Source organism: Caballeronia sp. AZ1_KS37 (assembly GCF_023631165.1).
Classification (GTDB): Bacteria; Pseudomonadota; Gammaproteobacteria; order Burkholderiales; family Burkholderiaceae; genus Caballeronia; species Caballeronia zhejiangensis.
Genome location: NZ_JALQDP010000006.1, coordinates 116766 through 137755 on the forward strand (window position 1 = coordinate 116766; position 20990 = coordinate 137755).

Here is a 20990-nt window from a genome sequence, read left to right on the forward strand (position 1 = left end):
TTCCTGATGGTCGGTCAGTGGATGCACGCCGCGCGTTCCTGCATGAACGCGCGGCGGCGATGCTTTAGTCGAGCGGCGTAACGGCGGTCGGTGCATCTGCCTTCGTTTCGGCGAGCTCTTCGAACTCGTTGATCGCGTCGATCTCGGTGCCCATCGCGATGTTGGTCACGCGTTCGAGAATCATCTCGACGACGACCGGCACCTGATGCTCCACCGCCAACGCTTGCGCCTGCTTCAGCGCGCCCGCGATGTCTTCCGGCTTGAACACGCGCAGCGCCTTGCAGCCGAGACCCTCGGCGACCGCGACGTGATCGACCCCATAGCCTTCGAGCTCAGGTGCGTTGATGTTGTCGAACGCGAGCTGCACGCAGTAGTCCATGTCGAAGCCGCGCTGCGCCTGACGGATCAGGCCGAGATACGAGTTGTTCACGACGACGTGCACGTACGGCAGCTTGAATTGCGCGCCGACGGCGAGCTCTTCGATCATGAACTGGAAATCGTAGTCGCCCGAGAGCGCGACGATCTTGCGTTGCGGGTCCGCGGCACGCACGCCGAGCGCGGCCGGGATCGTCCAGCCGAGCGGGCCGGCCTGGCCGCAGTTGATCCAGTTGCGCGCCTTGAACACGTGCAGGAACTGCGCGCCGGCGATCTGCGACAGACCGATCGTCGTGACGAAGCAGGTGTCGCGGTCGAACGCGAGGTTCATCTCTTCGTAGACGCGCTGCGGCTTCATCGGCACATTGTCGAAGTGCGTCTTGCGCTGCATCGTGCGCTTGCGCTGCTGGCAGTCCGCGACCCACGCGCCGCGGTCCTTCAGCTTGCCCGCGGCCTTCCATTCCTTCGCCACTTCGACGAACAGTTCGAGCGCCGCCTTCGCATCGGAGACGATGCCGAGATCCGGTCCGAACACGCGGCCGATCTGCGTCGGCTCGATATCCACGTGCACGAACTTACGGCCCTTGGTGTAAACCTCGACGCTGCCCGTGTGGCGGTTCGCCCAGCGATTGCCGATGCCGAGCACGAAATCGGAGGCGAGCATCGTCGCGTTGCCGTAGCGGTGCGACGTCTGCAAGCCGACCATGCCGGCCATCAGCGGATGATCGTCGGGAATCGCGCCCCACGACATGAGCGTCGGAATGACCGGCACGCCGAGCGTTTCCGCGAACTGCACGAGCAGATCTTCCGCCGCCGCGTTCAGCACGCCGCCGCCCGAGACGATCAACGGCTTTTCGGCGTCGTTGAGCATCGTCAGCGCTTTTTCGATCTGCGCGCGCGTCGCTTTCGGCTTGTAGACCGGCAGCGGCTCGTACGTGTCGATGTCGAATTCGATTTCGGCGAGCTGCACGTCGATCGGCAAATCGACGAGCACCGGACCCGGACGGCCCGAGCGCATCAGATGGAAAGCCTGCTGGAACACGCGCGGCACGAGCGCCGGCTCGCGCACGGTGACAGCCCACTTCGTGACGGGCTTGGCGATCGATTCGATATCGACGGCCTGGAAATCTTCCTTGTACAGACGCGCGCGCGGCGCCTGGCCGGTGATCGCGAGAATCGGAATCGAATCGGCCTGGGCGGAGTAGAGGCCGGTGATCATGTCCGTGCCCGCCGGGCCCGACGTGCCGATGCACACGCCGATGTTGCCCGGCGCCGCGCGGGTATAACCTTCGGCCATGTGCGATGCGCCTTCGACGTGACGCGCCAGCACGTGGCTGATGCCGCCCGACTTTTTCATCGCGGAGTAAAACGGGTTGATGGCCGCGCCCGGCACACCGAACGCGGTATCGATTCCTTCCTTTTCCAGCACGAGGACGGCTGCGTCGACGGCTCTCATTTTGGGCATGGTTGTCTCCTTCCTGGGGTCTCTATCCGAAATCGCTGTCTGCATTCAAGCAGGGTTCCGTTGCACTTTAAGTCTGTGAAAAAGGTTTGATAAGATCAGCGTCAGTCGCTTTTTTCCAAACAAAAAGTATCGAATGCCCGAGTGATGAGGCATCGGCGGGAGACGCAGATGGACCGCTTCAAGCAGATAGAAACGTTCGTGCGCGTGGCCGAGGCGGGCAGTCTCGCGGCGGCGGCGCTGGAAGAGGGCGTGTCGCCCGTGATTCTGGGACGCCGCATCGACGCGCTCGAAAAGCGCCTCGGCGTGAAGCTGATGTATCGCTCGACGCGACGGCTTGTCGTGAGCGAAGAGGGCGCGGCGTTCCTCGACCGCTGCAAGAACCTGCTCGCGGACTGGGATCAGGCTGAGAACGAACTGGCGGCGGGACGGCGCGCGGTGGGCGGGCATCTGATCGTGTCGGCGCCGGCGGCCTTCGGGCGCATGCACGTCGCGCCGCACGCGCCGCCGTTCCTGCGCGACAAACCGGAATTGCAGATGTCGTTCAATCTGACCGATCGCGTCGTCGATCTGGTGCGCGAGGGCTATGACCTGTCGATTCGCATCGGCGGCGCGGTCGATCCGAATTTCGTCGCGGTGAAGCTGGCGAGCAACCGGCGCGTCGTCTGCGGCACGCCCGCGTACTTCAAGAAGCACGGCCGGCCGAAAACGCTCGAAGACCTGCCGAATCACAATTGCCTCGCGTTCAATCTGCAGGGCGGGCAGAACCGCGGCTGGTATTTCCGCCGCAATGGCAAGGTCGTGACCGTGCGCGTGACCGGCAATCTCGACTGCAACGACGGCGAATTGCTGCATCGCTGGGCTTCGGAAGGGCTCGGGCTCGGCTGGCGCTCGACGTGGGAAATCCAGCGGCAACTGGAATCGGGCGAACTCGAAACCGTGCTCGACGACTTCGAACTTCCCGATTACGACATCCTCGCGGTCTATCCGCAGCAGCGCTACGTGCCTGCGCGCGTGCGCTACTTTATTGATTATCTTAAGGAAATCTACGCGCAACCCGGATATTGGAGCCGTCGGCTGACGCTTCCCGGCGAACCGCAGCGCGAGCACGCGCGCGGCCGCTAACTGCTTGAAAAGGCGTTCGAATTTGCATTTGCGCGAGCGCGCACGAAAAGCTATAATCTTTGGCTTCTCACTTGCCGCACCGGTCCGACGCCCGGGTGGCTTTCATCCAAAAGTCAGCACAAGGAGTGAATATGCGTCATTACGAAATCGTCTTTATCGTGCACCCCGATCAAAGCGAGCAGGTGCCCGCGATGATCGAGCGCTACAAGAGCACGATCACGTCGCACGGTGGTCAGATCCACCGCATCGAGGACTGGGGCCGTCGCCAACTGGCCTACATGATCGAGAAACTCGCGAAGGCTCACTACGTCTGCATGAACATCGAATGCGATCAGGCTACGCTCGAAGAGCTGGAGCACGCATTCAAGTTCAACGACGCCGTTCTGCGTCACCTTATCGTCAAGATGAAGAAGGCTGAAACCAGCCCGTCGCCGATGATGAAGGAAGTGCAGCGCGAAGAAGCCAAGAAGGCGGCCAGCCAGCCGTCCGAAGCGCAGGCTTAAGGCGAATCTTTCGCCACAGCCACCAAGGTTTAAGTGAACCGGCTGCAACTGACAGCGAGCGTCGTGGAACGCGAACCGGTGCGGTACACGCCCGCCGGCATCCCGATCGCGAGCTGCACGTTGCAACACGCGGCAGAAGTCGTCGAGGCGGGCATCGCCCGGAAAGTCGAACTGACTCTGCAGGCGGTCGCGGCCGGCGAAGCGAGCGGCAAACTGGAAAGCTGTCCGATGGGCGTCGAAACACGCTTCACGGGCTTTCTGGCGAAGAGAAGCCGTAACGCGCGAACCTTGGTGTTTCACATCACAGAATTGCAGGACATTGGAAAGGACTAATCATGCCCCGCCCGACTGGTAAGAAATTCGACAAGCGTCGTCAGCAACAAAACCCGCTCTTCAAGCGCAAGAAGTTCTGCCGTTTCACGGCAGCCGGTGTCGAGTACATCGACTACAAGGACACGGAAACGCTGAAGGACTTCATCGGCGAAAACGGCAAGATCACGCCGGCTCGTCTGACTGGCACGAAGGCGCACTATCAGCGCCAGCTCGACACGGCAATCAAGCGCGCGCGTTTCCTCGCGCTCCTGCCGTACACCGACCTGCACAAGGCCTAAATCAGACGACGCACTAAGGAAAGCCAAAAATGCAAATCATTCTTTTGGAAAAGGTCGTCAACCTGGGCAACCTCGGCGATATCGTCAAGGTCAAGGACGGCTACGCACGTAACTTCCTGATCCCCGGCAAGAAGGCACGCCGCGCGACCAAGGACGCAATCGCCGAATTCGAAGTTCGCCGCGCGGACCTCGAAAAGGTCGCCGCTGAAAAGCTGGCAGCCGCACAAGCTCAGGGCGAAAAGCTGAACGGCTTCACGGTTCAGATCGGCCAGAAGGCTGGCGTCGACGGCCGTCTGTTCGGTTCGGTCACGAATGCGGACATCGCTGACGCGCTGAAGAAGCAAGGCTTCGCGGAAGTGGAAAAGGCGCAAGTGCGTCTGCCGCAAGGCCCGATCAAGATGGTCGGCGACCATCCGGTTCAAGTGGCGCTGCACACGGACGTCCTCGTCGACGTCAACGTGTCGGTGCTCGGCGAGCACGCGTAAGTTTCAGGCGAGGCCTCGCGTCTCGCAACGCACGAAAGAAAGGCAGGAACCGTCGAGGTTCCTGCCTTTTTTATTTGTCTGAGCGTTGTTCCTACGCGCTGAATTCATCGATAATTCCACCCCATGAACGCACCGTCCAAAGACCCGCAACTCGACGCGCTGAAGGTCCCGCCGCACTCGATCGAAGCCGAGCAATCCGTGATCGGCGGCCTGCTGCTGGACAACGCCGCATGGGACCGCATCGCCGATGTGATGCATCAGGGCGATTTCTATCGCTACGACCATCGCATCATTTATGAGCATATCGGCAAGCTGATTGCTTCGACGCGTCCGGCCGACGTCATCACCGTCTACGAAGCGCTCACGATGGCCGGCAAGGCCGAGGAAGTGGGCGGGCTCGCGTATCTGAACGCGCTCGCGCAGAACACGCCGAGCGCGGCGAATATCCGCCGTTACGCGGAGATCGTGCGCGATCGTGCGGTGCTGCGCCGTCTGGTTTCCGTCGCCGATGAAATCTCCGCCGATGCGTTCAATCCGCAAGGCAAGGAAGTCCGCCAGATTCTCGACGAAGCCGAAGCGCGCGTGTTCTCGATCGCCGAAGAGGGCGCGCGCGGCACGCAGGGTTTTCTGGAGATCGGACCGCTCTTGACGCAAGTCGTCGAGCGCATCGACACGCTCTATCACACAGCCAATCCAAGCGATGTGACCGGCACGCCGACAGGCTTCGTCGACCTCGACCGCATGACGTCGGGCATGCACGGCGGCGAGCTGATCATCGTGGCGGGCCGCCCGTCGATGGGTAAGACGGCCTTTTCGATGAATATCGGCGAATACGTGGCCGTGGAATACGGCTTGCCCGTCGCCGTGTTCTCGATGGAAATGCCGGGCACGCAGCTCACCATGCGTATGCTCGGCTCGGTCGGCCGGCTGGACCAGCATCGCATGCGCACCGGGCGTCTCACCGACGAAGACTGGCCGAAGCTCACGCACGCCGTCCAGAAAATGAGCGAGGCGCAACTTTTCATCGACGAAACCGGCGGCCTGAATCCGATGGAACTGCGCTCGCGCGCGCGGCGTTTGTCGCGGCAGTGCGGCAAGCTCGGCCTCATCATCGTCGATTACTTGCAGCTCATGTCCGGCTCGGGCGGCGGCGAAAACCGCGCGACCGAAATCTCCGAGATATCGCGTTCGCTGAAGAGCCTCGCGAAGGAACTCGACGTGCCGGTCATCGCGCTGTCGCAGCTGAATCGCGGTCTCGAGCAGCGTCCGAACAAGCGGCCGATCATGTCGGACCTGCGCGAATCGGGCGCTATCGAACAGGACGCGGACGTGATCCTCTTCATCTATCGTGACGAAGTCTACAATCCCGACAGCCCCGACAAGGGCACGGCGGAAATCATCATCGGCAAGCAGCGTAACGGTCCGATCGGGCCGGTTCGCCTGACCTTCCACGGCCAATACACGAAGTTCGACAACTTCGCGGGCGCACAAAACTTCTACGGCGGCGAATAGGCCAGTTACCGCAACCGCTGTCAAGTCCGGGGCAATAGCGGCCGCGCGTCAGATGCGCGCGGTGCGTCGGGTAGTGCACACAGGTACAATATGTCAGTTTGATGTCTGACTCAGATTGACCCATTTATCGGGATTTTCATGTTCGGTCGTTTCATGCCCACCGAGGGCAAATTTTTCGAGATTTTCAACGCGCATGCGAAGTGCATGGTCGATGCGAGCCGCGAGCTCGAACTGCTGATCGACAACCTCGACGAAGCCGAGGTTCACAAGCAGAACGTGCAGGCGAACGAGAAGCGCGCCGACAAGCTCACGCACGAAACCATCGACCTGTTGCACAAGACGTTCATCACGCCGCTCGACCGCGACGAAATCCACAAGCTCATCACGACGATGGACGACATCCTCGACCTGATGGAGGACGTGGCCACCGCTATTTCCCTGTACGACGTGCGTTTCGTGACGTCGGAGGCGAGCCAGCTCGCGCATATCTGCACGAGCACGGTCACGCGCGTGCAGCAGGCCGTCGAATTGCTGGCGGACATGAAGCGCGCGAGCGAAATCCTGAAGATCTGCGAGGAAATAGACCGGCTCGAGTCGGACGCGGACCGCGTGTTGCGCTCGGCGATGTCGAAGCTCTTCCGCGAGGAAGACGACGTCAAGACGCTCATCAAGCTGAAGGCGATCTACGAACTGCTCGAGACGATTACCGACAAGTGCGAAGACGTCGCGAACATCATCGAAGGCATCGTGCTGGAAAACGCCTGATCATGCCGCCCGAGCCCGCGGCGCATCACGCAACGCGGGCAACGACGACACAATCCCGCGCCGTCTTCGAGCGCCGGTAAAAACAACACCAACCGATGCATTCGATTCAACTCGCCATCTGGGCAGTCGCCTTGCTCGTCATAGTCGCACTCGCGTTCGACTTCATGAACGGCTTTCACGACGCCGCCAACTCCATCGCCACGGTCGTTTCGACCGGCGTATTGAAGCCGCAGCAGGCGGTCGCCTTCGCCGCGGCGTTCAACGTCATCGCGTATTTCATCTTTCACCTCAAGGTCGCCGCAACCGTCGGAAAGGGCACGATCGATCCGGAGATCGTCGATCATTACGTCATTTTCGGCGCGCTCGTCGGCGCGATAGGCTGGAACATCGTCACCTGGATCTACGGCATTCCATCGAGTTCGTCGCACGCACTGATCGGCGGCCTCGTCGGCGCGGCGCTCGCCAAATCCGGCTGGGGGTCGCTCAACTGGGACGGGCTGCTCAAGACCGTCGCATTCATCTTCATCTCGCCGCTGCTCGGCTTCGTGCTCGGCTCGTTCTTCATGCTGCTCGTGTCGTGGCTGTATTTCCGCACGCCGCCTTCGAAGGTCGACCGGCGCTTCCGCCGCATGCAGCTCGTCTCGGCTGGCCTGTATTCGCTCGGCCATGGTGGCAACGATGCGCAAAAAACCATCGGCATCATCTGGATGTTGCTGATCGCGACCGGCTACGCCTCCGCAACAGCCGAAGCGCCGCCCGTCTGGGTAATCGGCCTGTGCTACCTGTCGATGGGTCTCGGCACGCTCTTCGGCGGCTGGCGCATCGTGCGGACCATGGGTCAGAAGATCACGAAGCTGAAGCCGGTCGGCGGATTCTGCGCGGAGACGGGCGGGGCGATCACGCTCTTCGTCGCGTCGTTCCTCGGCATTCCCGTATCGACGACCCATACGATCACCGGCGCGATCGTCGGCGTCGGCGCGACGCAGAAATTCAGCGCCGTGCGTTGGGGCGTCGCGGGCAATATCGTGTGGGCGTGGATTCTGACCATTCCCGCGTCCGCCGCGCTCGCGGCGGCCGGCTGGTGGATCGGCCACCGCTTCCTTTGATTCGTTCCGCCTGCGGGCTCTCATCGGGCCCGCAGCGCGTCAGATGATCGGCGACGACACTCCGTCCATCGGAATGATCGCGCCCGACACGTAACTCGCGCGGCGGCTCGCCAGAAAGAGCGCAACGTCGGCGATTTCCTCCGGCTTCGCATAGCGTCCGAGCGGCACTTTCGCCTGACTGTCGGCGAGCACCTGATCGCGCGTCACGCCTTGCCGCTTCGCCTCCAGATCGAGCGCTTCCTCGACGCGTTCCGTGAGCGTCGCGCCCGGATTGATCGCGTTGATGCGGATGCCGAGCTTCGCGTAGTGATGCGCGAGCCCGACGGTGTTGAGCATCAGCGCCGCATTGGCCGCGCCGCCTGCGATGTGGATGTCCGTCGCGATCTTGCCGCCCATTCCCACGATGTTGACGATCGCGCCAGGCTCGGCTTTCGGATCGTTACGCAGGCGCTCCGCCATGCGCTTGAGAACGACCTGCTGCGGATAGACATAGGAGAAGTATTTGGCGTCCATCGCCGCTCTGTAGGCCGCGGCGTCGAGCGTGTCCGGATCGTAGCGGCGCGCGGCGCCGGCGCTGTTGATAAGAATGTCGATCGGCCCGAGCGCGGTGCTCGCTTCCTCGACGACATCCTCGGCGTTGTGGGCCTCGTGCAGGTCGGCGCGAGCGAGATGCACGTGATACCCGTCGCTCGCGAGTTGCTCCCGGGCGCGGGCCAGATTCGCAGCGTCGCGCGAAACAATCGCGACCTTCGCGCCTTCGCTCGCGAACGCTCTGGCGCATGCAAATCCGATCCCCTTGCTGCCGCCCGTAATCAGGACAACCTTGCCCGCGAGTCCCAGGTCCATGGTGTTGCGCTCCGTCGACGAATGATCGGAACACGATAGCAGAGACGCGCAGCGCGCGTCAGTTCGTGCCGGTGGCGAAGCGGGCGATGGGATCGTCGTTCTGTGCGGGGCGGGGTGCGGCGAGCGAGCCGGTGGAGGCGCGCATCACGCGCACGGGCGGCTCGGCGGAATCGTAGGGATCGGCAGCGGCTTGTGCGGAGCGCGCCTGCTGACGCGCGGCGGTCGATGTCGGCGGCGGCGGTTCGAAGGCGTCGGCGGCGGCCTGAATCGGATCCGATGAAGCGTTGATCGTCGCGACGCCAGGCGTCGTAGCGCTCGCGGCGCGAGCCTGGCGTTGCGCCGCGTTGAGCGTCGAGGGCGGGGGCTCGAAAGCGTCGGCGGATGACGGAGCAGGCGCTTGCACGGGCGCAGGCGACGCGATGTAAGTCGGCGCATCGAACGGGGTAGGCGCGGTCTTCGGCGGCGCGACGCGGCGAATGCCGTCGAATCGTTTCGCCCAGTACGGGTTCGTCAGATAGTCGAGGCGCACCGTGCCGCCCGTCGATGGCGCATTCACGAAGCGCAGCTTGCCGACATAGATGCCCACGTGCGAATGCGGCCGTCCGGTCGTGTTGAAGAAGATCAGATCGCCCGGCGCGATCTCGTCGGGTTCGACCGATTCGCCGCGCGAACTCATGTCGGCGGTCGTGCGCGGCAGATTCACGGACGCCGCGCGGTCGACGACATACCGCACGAGCCCGCTGCAATCGAAGCCCGCATCGGGCGTGTTGCCGCCCCAGCGATACGGCACGCCGACGAGCGACATCGCCTGAATGGAGATTTCCTCGCGCCCGACACTGTGATCGACGAACTTCGGAAAACCGGGCGGCGGACTATAAGTGCGGTTGGCGCTCGTGCTGGCCGCAGGCTTGCGTGCCGTCTGCTGCGGCGCGGATCCACACGCGGCGAGCATGACGGTAACAAGTAGCGGCAGGCAGATTCGACGCATTGCAAAAGGCGAGCGGCAACCCGCCAGGCAGGACAGTGTGCCGATACTAATCCGCCGCACGGCCGTGCGGCAAGATGTCTTGAGGATTTACATGAAGTCTGTGCCGTAAGTGTTGCAAGTGCGGAACGTTAGGACGAAAGGAAACGGCCCGGCAGGATCGCTCCGCCGGGCCGTTTCATCGCGTTGAAAGCCGCGCGCTTACAGAATGTCGGACGCGTAATCGGCGAGGCGCGAACGCTCGCCGCGCGCGAGGGTCACGTGACCGCTGTGCGTCCAGCCTTTGAAGCGATCGACGACATACGTGAGACCCGAACTGCCTTCGGTCAGGTACGGCGTGTCGATCTGCGCGATGTTGCCGAGGCACACGATCTTCGTGCCGGGGCCCGCGCGCGTGACGAGCGTTTTCATCTGCTTCGGCGTGAGATTCTGCGCCTCGTCGATGATCACGTACTTGTCGACGAACGTGCGTCCGCGCATGAAGTTCATGCTCTTCACCTTCAGACGCGAACGGATGAGCTCCTGCGTCGCGGCGCGGCCCCATTCGCCGGCGGCGTCATCGGTCTTCTGGAGGACTTCGAGGTTGTCGTCGAATGCGCCCATCCACGGCTGCATCTTCTCTTCCTCGGTGCCGGGCAGAAAGCCGATGTCCTCGCCGACCGGAACCGTCGCACGCGTCACGATGATCTCGTTGTAGCGCTTGTCGTCGAGCACTTGCGCAAGGCCCGCGGCGAGCGCCATCAGCGTCTTGCCGGTGCCGGCCTGACCCAGCAGCGTGACGAAATCGACTTCCGGGTTCATCAGCAGATTCAGCGCGAAGTTCTGCTCGCGGTTGCGCGCAGTGATGCCCCACACGTTGTTCTTGTGATGACCGTAGTCGCGCAGCGTCTGCAGGAGCGCGGTCTTGCCGTTGAGCTCGCGCACGACCGCATGGAACGACGGCTCGCCGTTCTGCGGCTCGAGATAGACGAACTCGTTGACGAGCATCGAAGGGCACAGCGGCCCGGTCACGCGGTAATACGTGGTGCCGGTCTTGGTGTCCTGCCAGCTCTCCATGCCCTTCGCGTGCTTGGTCCAGAAATCCTGCGGCAGTGCGCGCACGCCGGAGTAGAGCAGATCCTTGTCTTCGAGAACCTGATCGTTGAAGTAGTCTTCGGCAGGCAGACCGAGCGCGTGCGCCTTGATGCGCATGTTGATGTCTTTCGACACCAGCACGACCTGGCGATCCGGCCGCTCCTTCTGCAGCGCGCGCACGACGCCGAGAATCTGGTTGTCCGCCTTGCCGACGGGCAGGCCTTCGACCGGCTCGATGTCCGTGAGCGTCGTCTGGAAGTAGAGGCGGCCGAGCGCGTCGCGATTGCCTTGCGCAGCGAGCGGAAGCCCTTCGGCCATCTTGCTGGCGTTGCCCGCGTGCGCGACGAGCGCATCGAGCGTCCGGCTCACCTGACGCGCGTTGCGCGCCACTTCCGACATGCCCTTCTTGTGGTTGTCGAGTTCTTCCAACGTCATCATCGGCAGATAGACGTCGTGTTCCTCGAAGCGGAAGAGCGAACTCGGGTCGTGCATCAGCACGTTGGTGTCGAGCACGAAGAGCTTGCGCAATTCGGCTTCGGCAGCCGTGCCCTTGCGACGTTTGTTCTGCGCGCGCGTATCGCGCGCCGTGGCCGAGACAGGTGCTTCGGTCGCGACGGGCGTTTCGGCGCGCTCCGTGCGCGCTTCGACTGCATCCGGCGTGGCGCGGGCGCCGGGCGTCGGCTGCAGGAGCGCGGCGGTCTGCTTCGATTTTCGGCCGCGCGTAGGGACGGTGCCCGGTGCGGGCGGCGGCACGACGGCTTCGACGGGCGGCTCGGCCGGAATCTGGGTCAGCACTTCGTTCGCGATCGAGCGCAGCGTGTGCGCGGCGTTCGTGGCGGGACGCTCGGCGGCGACGGTCTCGACCGCGCCATAGGCGTCGTCATCGCTCGCCGCGGCTTGTTTTTTCGACTGCTTCGAAGGCCGGGCTTTGGCCTTGTATTCTTCAGCCGGAAGGAGATGGCCGAGCTTGGCCGGGGCGGTAGGCAAAGGCATGATGTTCCCTCGAAAGGAATCGGGTCGTGTATCGTGCGCCGCCTGTCGCATCCTGCTCGTACGCCCTCGAAGCGATACGAATCCTGCAGTTTGCGCCCGGAGGCGCGCTTCGTTGTCGAAATCGCCGGTTCGCCTAAGTTTCGATCTGCTCCTTGGAGGTTGCGTGCAACACGCCGCGCCCGAGCCGATGAAGCGTGGCTTTCGTGCGACGCCAAATGAAAAAGCCGCCGTTCCGACTACCGGAACCAGCGGCTGACTTCAGCTTCAGAGCGCCTTTCCCTTGCCGGATCCACATAGCCCGGGTCCATGCCCACCGTACCCACAGGCACACGGCGGCTTGCACTGGAACGAAGGAAATGGGGAAGGCAGGCGCTCATTGCGAACCAATATAACGTGCCTCAAATCGCTTGTACAGCCTCGACGATCGCCTCTACGTGGCCCGGCACCTTGACACCGCGAAACTCGCGTCGCAGCACGCCGTTTGCGTCGACGAGGAAGGTCGAGCGCTCCACGCCGCGCACTTCCTTGCCATACATCTTCTTCATTTTGATGACATCGAAGAGCGTGCAGATCGCTTCGTCAGCGTCCGAAACCAGCGTGTAAGGCAGCTCGAGCTTCGCCTTGAAGTTGTCGTGCGATTTCACGCTGTCGCGCGAGATGCCGATCACTTCCGCGCCGGCCGCCTTGAACTGATCGTAGTGGTCGCGAAATTGCAGGCTTTCGGTGGTGCAGCCGGGCGTGTTGTCCTTCGGATAGAAGAAGAGCACGACCTTTCTGCCGCGCAAGGAGGACAGGGTGAACTCGCCACCCGTCGCGGGTGCGGTGAAGTCGGGAACGGGCTGGTCGACTGCAACTGACACGTAGGTTTCTCCGGTCGTTCTGGTTTATCGGTGAGAAAAGCGAGGCGGGGAGAAAGCGGCCACGCGCCGCTTCAGCCCGGCTGGACGATCAGTTCGCCCGCGCGGCCCGGAATCTCGCCCCACGTCACAGGGTACGTGGGCAGCGACGCGCGGTCCAGCGCCGCATGGTAATCGCCCATCGTGGCAAAGCTGTGTCCCTGCGCGCGCCAGCCGGCGAGCAGTTGCTCGAACACCGGCGCGAGCTTCTGGCCTTCGAGTTCGGCGTGCAGCGTGAACACCTGATCGTGCGGATTGTTCGCCGTATGACGCAGCACGTGCGCCGCGACATTGCTTTCGTCGACGCCGTCGACGCCGAGCACTTCGTCGAGCGTCGGCAGCGTGGTCGGCATCTGGATGTGATTCAGCGTGCGGCCGTCGAGCACGGGAATATACGGCGTGTGGCCGCGCCCGTCGGATGCGTAGCGCATGCCCCACGCGTCGATCTGCTCGAACGCGTAGCCGTTCATCTGCCAGCCGGCGGCGCCGTGCGTGACGGGCGGTCCGCCGAAAATCTCGATGAAGCGCGCGTGGCTCTGCTGCATCTGCGCGACGGTCCAGTCGCGATCACGCCCGCGCACGTTGTCCTGCCAGTAGACGTGATCCCACGTATGGATGCCGCATTCGAAGCCGGCCTCGTGGATCGCACGCATTTCCGACACCGCTTCGCGGCCGATATCCGGCCCCGGCAGCAGCACGCCGTACATGAGCGTCTTCACGCCGTAATGCTCGACCACCGACGTGCGCGACACCTTCTTCAGAAAGCCGGGCCGGAAGACCCGCCGCAGCGCCCAGCCGGTGTGATCCGGGCCGAGACTGAAGAGGAACGTCGCGCGGGCGCTGTACTTGTCGAGGAGCCGCCCGAGGTTCGGCACGCCTTCGCGCGTGCCGCGCAGCGTATCGACGTCGATTTTCAGAACGATGCGAGCCACGCGCGCGCCTTACGCCTGTTCCACCAGCTTGCGGGCCTCGCCCACGTGGCCGCGGTACGCTTCGAAGATCTTGCGCAGCGCGTCGTCCATCGACGCTTGCGGCGCCCAGCCGAGTTCCTGCATCGTGTTGTCGATCTTCGGCACGCGGTTCTGCACGTCCTGATAGCCGTTGCCGTAGTACGCGCCCGACGACGTCTCGACCAGTTGCACCTGCTTCGCGCTGTCCGAGTACTCGGGGAATTCGTTTGCGAGCGCGAGCATCTTGTTCGCGAGTTCGCGGACCGAGAAGTTGTTCGTCGGATTGCCGATGTTGTAGATCTTGCCCGACGCCACGCCGCCCTTGTTTTCGATGATCTTCATCAGCGCGCCGATGCCGTCGTCGATGTCGGTGAACGCGCGTTTTTGCGCGCCGCCGTCGACGAGACTGATGTTTTCGCCGCGCACGATATGCCCGAGGAACTGCGTCACGACGCGCGACGAACCTTCCTTCGGCGTGTAGATCGAGTCGAGGCCCGGGCCGATCCAGTTGAACGGACGGAAGAGGGTGAAGTTGAGACCCTCCATGCCGTAGCCCCAGATCACGCGGTCCATGAGTTGCTTGGAGCACGCGTAGATCCAGCGCGGCTTGTTGATCGGGCCGTAGGAAAGCACGGAGTTTTCCGGATCGAACTGCTCGTCGGTGCACATGCCGTACACCTCGGACGTCGACGGAAACACCAGATGCTTGCCGTACTTCACGGCCGAACGCACGATCGGCAGATTCGCCTCGAAGTCGAGCTCGAACACGCGCAGCGGCTGCTTCACGTACGTGGCGGGCGTGGCGATCGCGACGAGCGGCAGGATCACGTCGCACTTCTTCACGTGATACTCGACCCACTCCTTGTTGATCGTGATGTCGCCCTCGAAGAAATGCATCCGCTCGTGATTCGCGAGGTCGCCCAGGCGATCGGTTTGCATGTCCATCCCGAAGACTTCCCAGTCGGTGGTTTCGAGGATGCGCTTGGACAGGTGATGGCCGATGAAGCCATTGACACCCAGGATCAGAACTTTTTTCATGAATGACGAGAGGATTGAATGATTCGGCCGAATTCGGAAGGATCGACGGTGCGTTCTTCGCCCGACGGTTGCGCGTCGGCGTTCAGGGGCCGGTGACGCAATTCGTGGATGGCGATGACGCGGCCATCGCCGCAGACGCCAAACAGCGCATTATCCGCCACGGTCAGGCCCGGGGGCAAACCCCGCAGCTCACGGAGTCTTTCGGGTGAAACGCCCGGCGCGCCCGTTTCGGGCACGAGCCGCGCCCGCGCGACGATGAAACGATCGGGGCCGATATCCGTGAACGCGCCCGGATACGGCGGTGCGACCGCGCGAATCAGGTTGTAGACACGCTGCGCCGGCTGCGACCAGTCGATGCGGCCGTCTTCCGGCTTGCGTCCGCCGTAATAGCTGCCCGCCGCGAGATCGTTCGGCAGATGCGGCGCTTCGCCGGCGAGCAAGGCGGGCAGCACGCGCCAGAGCGTCTGCTCGGCGGCAACGACGGTCTTGTCGAAGACTTGCGCTGCTGTGTCGTCGGGCAGGATGGGCACCGGCGTTTGCGCGAGGATCGCGCCTGCATCGGGTTTCGCGAGCATTTCATGCAGCGTCGCGCCGGCCTCGGTTTCGCCGTTGATGACGGCCCAGTTCGTCGGCACGCGGCCGCGATACTTGGGCAGAAGCGAGCCGTGCATGTTGTACGCGCCGCGCTTTGCGAGCGAAAGCAGCGAGACGGGCAGCATGTGCCGGTAGTAGAACGAGAAGATGAAGTCCGGCGCGATTTTCTCCACCGCGCCGAAAAGCTCGGGCGACTTTGGATCGGCAGGCGTGATCGTGTCGATGCCATGTTCCGCCGCGACCTGCGCGACGCTGCCGAACCAGATGTTCTCGCTTGCGCTGTCTTCGTGCGTGACGACGAGCGCAACATCGACGCCGCGCGCGAGCAGCACCTGCAGACAGCGCACGCCGACGTTGTGATACGCGAAGACGACTGCGCGCGGCTTCATCGGTCGTCTTCCTCGCGCGTGACGGCGACCACTTGCTGCACGGCGTCCTGCAACGGCTTGGCGGCGACCGATACGCCGTCGCGCTGTTCGAGAATCGTCTGCACGAGATAGCGCGGCCGCGCGCGCACCTGCTGATAGATGCGCCCGATGTACTCGCCGAGCAGCCCGAGCGCGAAGATGATGACGCCGAGCATGAAGAACGTGATGGCGAAGAGGGTGAACACACCCTGGACTTCCGCGCCGAACATGAAGCGGCGAATCAACAGCAGCAGGAACAGGCCCGCCGAGCCGACCGACAGAATCACGCCGATGAACGACAGCCATTGCAGCGGCACGACCGAAAAGCCGGTAACGAGATCGAAGTTCAGGCGGATGAGGCTATAGAGCGAATACTTCGACTCGCCCGCGAACCGCTCCTCGTGTGCGACATCGACTTCGATCGGGTTTTGCGCGAAGGTGTACGCGAGCGCCGGAATGAATGTGTTGATCTCGCCGCAGCGATTGATCGTATCAATGATATGGCGGCTGTACGCGCGCAGCATGCAGCCCTGGTCCGTCATCTTGATCTTCGTGATGCGCTCGCGCAGGCGGTTCATCGCGCGCGACGCCTTCTTGCGCCACAGGCTGTCCTGCCGCTGCTGGCGAATCGTGCCGACGTAATCGTAGCCCTCGCGCATCTTCGCGACGAGCTTGCCGATTTCCTCGGGCGGATTCTGCAGGTCGGCATCGAGCGTGACGACGATCTCGCCGCGCGACTGTTCGAAGCCCGCGAGGATCGCCATGTGCTGGCCGTAATTGCCGTTGAGCAGAATGACGCGCGTCGTGTCGGGCCGCACGTGGAACTGCTGCGCGAGCAGCGCGGCCGACTTGTCGCGGCTGCCGTCGTTGATGAAGATCACCTCGTACGACGTGCCGAGCGCATCGAGCGCCGGATAGAGGCGCTGGAAAAGCGCGGCGAGGCCGTCCGCTTCGTTGTACACCGGGATGATCACCGAAAGCTCGGGGGACGTCGCCGGAAAATCGAAATGACTCATGTTGCGCTGATTGTCCTTGATGGTCCGTGTTACCCGTTGTGTCCGAACTGCTCGCAGATTTCGTCGATGGACCGGACGACATGCGTCACGTCGTCGGCGGTCATGCCCGGGAAGAGCGGCAGCGTCACGTTCGACGCGCCGTAATGCTCCGAATGCGGGTACATGCCTTCCTTGTAGCCACGCGCGCGATACAGCGTGAACAAGTGCAGCGCCGGGTAATGCACGCCGCTTCCGACGTTGCGCTCCTTCAGTTGCGCCATGAATTCCGCGCGCGTGAGCTTGAGCCTTTCGAGCGGCAGCGCGATCTGGAACATGTGCCAGTTGTGGTCCGTGAAGTTCTCGACCGGCAGACCCACGCCGAGCTCGACCGCCGCGCCGCCTTTGAAGGCTTCGAAATAGAGGCGCGCCAGTTCGCGGCGCTGCTGCGTGATGCTCTCGACGCGCCTCAACGAGCCGAGGCCGACGCGCGCCGCCACGTCCGTCAGGTTGTACTTGCCGCCGAGCACGTCGCAATCCATGCCGTCGAAGCCCGTGCGCGTAATGCCTTGCAGACGGTACTTGCGCGCGAGTTCCGCTTCGTCCTCGTTATTCATTACTAGCGCGCCGCCTTCGATCGACGTCACATTCTTGTTCGCGTGGAAGCTGAACGACACGATGTCGCCGATCGCGCCGATGCGCTGGCCTTTCCACGTCGAACCGAACGCCTGCGCGGCGTCTTCGATCACGCGCAGCTTGTGGGCGCGCGCGATCTCGTAGAGCTTGTCCATGTCGACGGGCAGGCCGGCCAGATAGACGGGCATCAGCGCCTTGGTGCGCGGCGTGATTGCGCGTTCGAGCAGATTCAGGTCGATGTTGCGCGTGACCGGATCGATATCGACGAACACCGGCGTCGCGCCGACTTCGAGGATCACGTTCGCGGTCGACACCCAGGTCATCGGCGTGGTGATGACTTCGTCGCCGGGGCCGACGCCCGCGATGCGCAAGCCGATTTCCATCGTGCAGGTGCCCGAGTTGAAGGCGCGCACCGGGCGGCCGCCCACGTACGCCGACAACTCCGCCTCGAACTGCTGATTCTGCGGGCCGGTCGTGATCCAGCCCGAGCGCAGCACCTCGACGACGCCCTGAATGGTTTCTTCGTCGATATCGGGCTTCACGAAGGGCAGGAACGGCCGCGTTGTTTGAGTCATGGACTATGCGTTTAAAAAATGAATTGATCCGGCGGACGCTTCGGTCCGGCAACTAGCCGCGCGCGAGCACCACGACGCCGACCAGAATGATGCCGATGCCGATGAGCCGCTGCATCGACAGCACTTCGCCGAACAGGTACCACGCGGCGAACGCGTTGACGACATAGCCGAGCGAGAGCATCGGATAGGCGATCGACACGTCCACGCGCGACAGCCCGACAATCCACACGACGACGCTCAGCACATAACAGGCAAGCCCGCCGATGATCGGCCACTGCGTCGCGATCTTGATGCCGACCGGCAGAATGTTGGCGGGCGTCATGTCGAAATGGCCCACCGCGTTCACGCCGGCTTTGAGCAGGAGCTGGGCGCATGCGTTCAACGATACGCCGATGACGATGCAAATAAAGGAGATCGGGTTCATCGCGCGTTTTTCAAATGCGGAACAAGGATACTCGGTTCATCGCGAAATGCCGAACGATCGTGCAGCGCAGCATCGCGACCGGGAGGAAAACGCGCGCTCACGGCTGCGGTTTCTCCACGATCACGCGGCGCTCGTCGCGGGCGATCACCTGCATGGGCACGTGGCGTGCCATGAGCTCGTCGTAGCGTGCGGGCGGCATCAGCGCGAACGCGTAGCGCTCCGAATCCCACAGCCTGACCCATTCGTCGACGCTCGGCACCCATTTTTGCGGCTCGGTCTGGACGCCGAAGGTCAGCTCGTCGGCTTCGCCGACCATGATCATCGTGTGGCCGAGGTAGAAGGGCATCGTGTGGTCGAGCTTCGCGATCGAGTAAAACGGCGTGTCGGGCGGGAGCTTGGCCATCGCGGCCTTCACGGCCGGCACGAGCCGCACGCCGGAACTCTGCGTGCCGAAGACATCGTGACCGGAGCCCGCGATCGTGCCCAGCAGCAGCCAGGCCGCGCCTAGTCCCGTCGCGCCCGCGAGCACGCTGCGCCGGTTCAGCCAGAGCGCGAATATCGTCACGACGAAAGCGACGGCGAGGCCCGCGTACACCCAGACCTGGAACTCGCGATAGAGCGCGTTAGGCGTGTTGGCGCTGCCCGCGCGGCCGAGGAAAATCGCTCCGAAGGCCGCGGCGATCAGAAATACCGCATAGCCGATCAGATGCATGCGGTACTGCGATTTCGTCAGCGAGGGCAAATACAGCCCGATGACGAGCGCGAGCGCCGGCGCGATCGGCAGCACGTACGAAATGAGCTTCGAATGCGACGCGCTGAAGAACAGGAAAATGAACGCGGACCAGATCAACAGCATCGTGACCGGCGCGAAGCCGTTGGGCTGGCGTGGCGTCTTCAAGCCGTGGCGCACGCTCTGAAAGGCGATCGACAGCCACGGCAGAAAACCCACGATCAGAACCGGCACGAAGTAATAGAACGCGCCGGGGCGGTTCTGCTCGGGCGTCAGATAGCGCTTGAACTGCTGGACGATGAAGAAGAAGTCGAAGAACTCCGGGTTCTTCATCTGCACGAGCGCGAACCACGGGCCGGTCACGATCAGGAATACGATCAGCCCGCTGCCGATATAGAGCCGCTTCCAGAGCGCCCAGTCGCGCGACACGAGTGAATACAGAACGAGCACGGCGCCCGGCAGGATCAGGCCGACGAGACCCTTCGACAGCACCGCGGCGCCCATGCCGGCCCAGCAGAGCCACATCCAGAGACGCACTTCGCGGGTCGGCAGTCCGGGGCGCTGGGCGAGCAGGAGCGCGCAGAGGGTCAGCTCCATCCAGAACGACAGGCCCATGTCGAGCGCGTTGAAGTGGCCCATCAGGTTCCAGTACGGGCACGTCGCGAGGATGACCGCGGCGGCGAAGCCCGTCATCGCGTTGAATACGCGCGTGCCGGTATAGCCGACGAGCAGCACGCCCAGAAAGCCCGTGAGCGCCGTATAAAGGCGCGCCTGCCATTCGCCGATGCCGAACCACGCAAAGGTGAGGGCATTCGCCCAAGTTTGCAGGGGCGGCTTTTCGAAATACTTGTAGCCGTTGTAGCGCGGCGTGATCCAGTCGCCGGTCACGAACATCTCGCGCGCCATTTCGGCGTAACGGCCTTCGTCGCTGGGCACGAGATGACGATACCCGAGCGGCGCGAACCAGATGATCGCGAGTGCGAGTACCAGAAGAATGAGCGAAAGACGCGTGAGCGGTAGCCGGGTAGGCGTATCGTTCATGAAGTCGACCTGTCCGATGCCGCGATGCGCGGCGCTAATGAAACGAATTGAGCGATGAATGCGCGCCGCGCGAGGATGCAACTCGTGCATGCTCAGGCACGCATTGTCGATGCGAGTTCGCACGTTCGAGCGCGCGCTGCGCACTTGTCCGACGTCGAAACGCCCGGCGTAACGACGATGCCGGGCGGGAGTGTAGCGCACGGCCGACCGGCATCCGTCAAAATTGACGACTGGCAAGCGACGGCTGCTGCCGATATCGGACGGGCGGCGGGAGTCTGCCAACGCTTCCTTAGCGCCGCCTTAGCGATCCCCTCAGGCTTCGATCAGCAGTGCGGCGGCCACGCGCCGGCCTTCGGACATCAGTATGTTGTAGGTGCGGCAGGCCGCGCCGAAATCCATCGTTTCGACGCCGATGCGGTGTTTCGCCAGTTGCGCGGTGAGGCGCGGATGCGGAAAGCGCAGCCGCGACCCGCTGCCGAAAATGACGACTTCCGGCGCGGCCTCGACGAGCGCATCGAAATCCTCGGGCTTGAGCGCATCGAACGACGACACCGGCCACGCCGCGACGGGCGTCTGCGGCATGACGATCACGCTGCCTTCGTGCCTTTCGAGATTGATCGCCACGAAACCGTCTCCGTAGCTCGTGATGGTATTGAGCGCGCTGGTGGAATCCTGGTGCAGTTTCAAAACAATGATCCGGCAAGGAAAAGGAGAGAGGCCCGGCGGGCGCGCGTAGCGCCGTTTGCGCCGGTTCCGGCGCATTCGATTGGTGCATTGCGGAACTGGGCCATAATCAGTAAATTATAACTTTTTGGCTGCCGGGCTCGCTCGTGCGCCACCCGTTGCGCTCGCGTGCCGCCACAAG

21 protein-coding genes are annotated in these 20990 nt (G+C 63.2%); 8 read left to right on the forward strand and 13 right to left on the reverse strand.

The window, feature by feature from the left end:
- Positions 1–64: 64 nt before the first annotated feature.
- Positions 65–1840, reverse strand: coding sequence for a glyoxylate carboligase (gene gcl / locus NCS00_RS06770; RefSeq protein WP_175980101.1), 1776 nt, complete (start codon positions 1838–1840; stop codon positions 65–67).
- Between the two features lie 168 nt (positions 1841–2008).
- Here gcl and NCS00_RS06775 point away from each other — a divergent pair, with 168 nt between their 5' ends.
- From NCS00_RS06775 to NCS00_RS06810, 8 genes are all read left to right on the forward strand, one after another.
- Positions 2009–2962 carry a LysR family transcriptional regulator gene (locus NCS00_RS06775; protein ID WP_008349850.1) on the forward strand — a complete coding sequence of 318 codons (954 nt, stop codon included), beginning with the start codon at positions 2009–2011 and terminating at the stop codon, positions 2960–2962.
- A 131-nt stretch (positions 2963–3093) separates the two neighbouring features.
- The gene (rpsF, locus tag NCS00_RS06780) at positions 3094–3465 is read left to right on the forward strand and encodes a 30S ribosomal protein S6 (protein ID WP_008349848.1); all 372 of its coding nucleotides are present in this window, start codon (positions 3094–3096) and stop codon (positions 3463–3465) included.
- A gap of 33 nt (positions 3466–3498) precedes the next feature.
- Positions 3499–3798, forward strand: coding sequence for a primosomal replication protein N (priB, locus tag NCS00_RS06785; RefSeq protein ID WP_175980102.1), 300 nt, complete (start codon positions 3499–3501; stop codon positions 3796–3798).
- A gap of 2 nt (positions 3799–3800) precedes the next feature.
- The gene (gene rpsR / locus NCS00_RS06790; RefSeq protein WP_007000150.1) at positions 3801–4076 is read left to right on the forward strand and encodes a 30S ribosomal protein S18; all 276 of its coding nucleotides are present in this window, start codon (positions 3801–3803) and stop codon (positions 4074–4076) included.
- A 29-nt stretch (positions 4077–4105) separates the two neighbouring features.
- The gene (rplI, locus tag NCS00_RS06795; protein WP_008349840.1) at positions 4106–4561 is read left to right on the forward strand and encodes a 50S ribosomal protein L9; all 456 of its coding nucleotides are present in this window, start codon (positions 4106–4108) and stop codon (positions 4559–4561) included.
- Between the two features lie 123 nt (positions 4562–4684).
- Positions 4685–6073, forward strand: coding sequence for a replicative DNA helicase (locus tag NCS00_RS06800; RefSeq protein WP_008349838.1), 1389 nt, complete (start codon positions 4685–4687; stop codon positions 6071–6073).
- Positions 6074–6211: 138 nt separating this feature from the next.
- The gene (locus NCS00_RS06805) at positions 6212–6838 is read left to right on the forward strand and encodes a DUF47 domain-containing protein (RefSeq protein WP_008349836.1); all 627 of its coding nucleotides are present in this window, start codon (positions 6212–6214) and stop codon (positions 6836–6838) included.
- Between the two features lie 95 nt (positions 6839–6933).
- Positions 6934–7944 (forward strand): inorganic phosphate transporter, encoded by a 1011-nt coding sequence (locus NCS00_RS06810; RefSeq protein ID WP_008349834.1) that lies wholly within the window; start codon positions 6934–6936, stop codon positions 7942–7944.
- Between the two features lie 39 nt (positions 7945–7983).
- Here the strand turns inward: NCS00_RS06810 and NCS00_RS06815 are convergent, their stop codons facing one another.
- The 12 genes from NCS00_RS06815 to NCS00_RS06870 form a co-directional block, all read right to left on the reverse strand.
- The gene (locus NCS00_RS06815; protein WP_250439664.1) at positions 7984–8790 is read right to left on the reverse strand and encodes an SDR family oxidoreductase; all 807 of its coding nucleotides are present in this window, start codon (positions 8788–8790) and stop codon (positions 7984–7986) included.
- Between the two features lie 58 nt (positions 8791–8848).
- Positions 8849–9778, reverse strand: a complete 930-nt coding sequence (locus NCS00_RS06820; protein WP_033536115.1) for a C40 family peptidase — start codon at positions 9776–9778, stop codon at positions 8849–8851.
- Between the two features lie 198 nt (positions 9779–9976).
- Complete coding sequence (locus NCS00_RS06825) at positions 9977–11842, reverse strand: PhoH family protein (protein ID WP_250439666.1); 1866 nt, start codon at positions 11840–11842, stop codon at positions 9977–9979.
- A 398-nt stretch (positions 11843–12240) separates the two neighbouring features.
- Positions 12241–12702 carry a peroxiredoxin gene (locus NCS00_RS06830; RefSeq protein WP_008349827.1) on the reverse strand — a complete coding sequence of 154 codons (462 nt, stop codon included), beginning with the start codon at positions 12700–12702 and terminating at the stop codon, positions 12241–12243.
- 71 nt (positions 12703–12773) lie between these two features.
- On the reverse strand, positions 12774–13670 hold the full coding sequence (locus tag NCS00_RS06835; protein WP_008349825.1) for a polysaccharide deacetylase family protein: 897 nt from the start codon (positions 13668–13670) through the stop codon (positions 12774–12776).
- Positions 13671–13679: 9 nt separating this feature from the next.
- Positions 13680–14726 (reverse strand): bifunctional UDP-4-keto-pentose/UDP-xylose synthase, encoded by a 1047-nt coding sequence (locus NCS00_RS06840; protein WP_008349823.1) that lies wholly within the window; start codon positions 14724–14726, stop codon positions 13680–13682.
- Positions 14723–15709, reverse strand: coding sequence for a formyltransferase (locus NCS00_RS06845; RefSeq protein WP_250434657.1), 987 nt, complete (start codon positions 15707–15709; stop codon positions 14723–14725). Before NCS00_RS06845 ends, NCS00_RS06840 begins: the two co-directional genes overlap by 4 nt.
- On the reverse strand, positions 15706–16743 hold the full coding sequence (locus tag NCS00_RS06850) for a glycosyltransferase (RefSeq protein ID WP_008349819.1): 1038 nt from the start codon (positions 16741–16743) through the stop codon (positions 15706–15708). The genes NCS00_RS06845 and NCS00_RS06850 overlap by 4 nt, the downstream gene beginning before the upstream one ends.
- Before the next feature lie 29 nt (positions 16744–16772).
- On the reverse strand, positions 16773–17930 hold the full coding sequence (locus tag NCS00_RS06855) for a DegT/DnrJ/EryC1/StrS family aminotransferase (RefSeq protein ID WP_250439669.1): 1158 nt from the start codon (positions 17928–17930) through the stop codon (positions 16773–16775).
- A 52-nt stretch (positions 17931–17982) separates the two neighbouring features.
- Positions 17983–18354 (reverse strand): SMR family transporter, encoded by a 372-nt coding sequence (locus NCS00_RS06860; RefSeq protein WP_008349817.1) that lies wholly within the window; start codon positions 18352–18354, stop codon positions 17983–17985.
- Positions 18355–18451: 97 nt separating this feature from the next.
- A complete protein-coding gene (locus tag NCS00_RS06865) occupies positions 18452–20125 on the reverse strand; it encodes a glycosyltransferase family 39 protein (RefSeq protein WP_250439689.1) in 1674 nt (557 codons plus the stop codon).
- A 312-nt stretch (positions 20126–20437) separates the two neighbouring features.
- Complete coding sequence (locus NCS00_RS06870; RefSeq protein WP_008349815.1) at positions 20438–20812, reverse strand: Mth938-like domain-containing protein; 375 nt, start codon at positions 20810–20812, stop codon at positions 20438–20440.
- Positions 20813–20990: the final 178 nt, after the last annotated feature.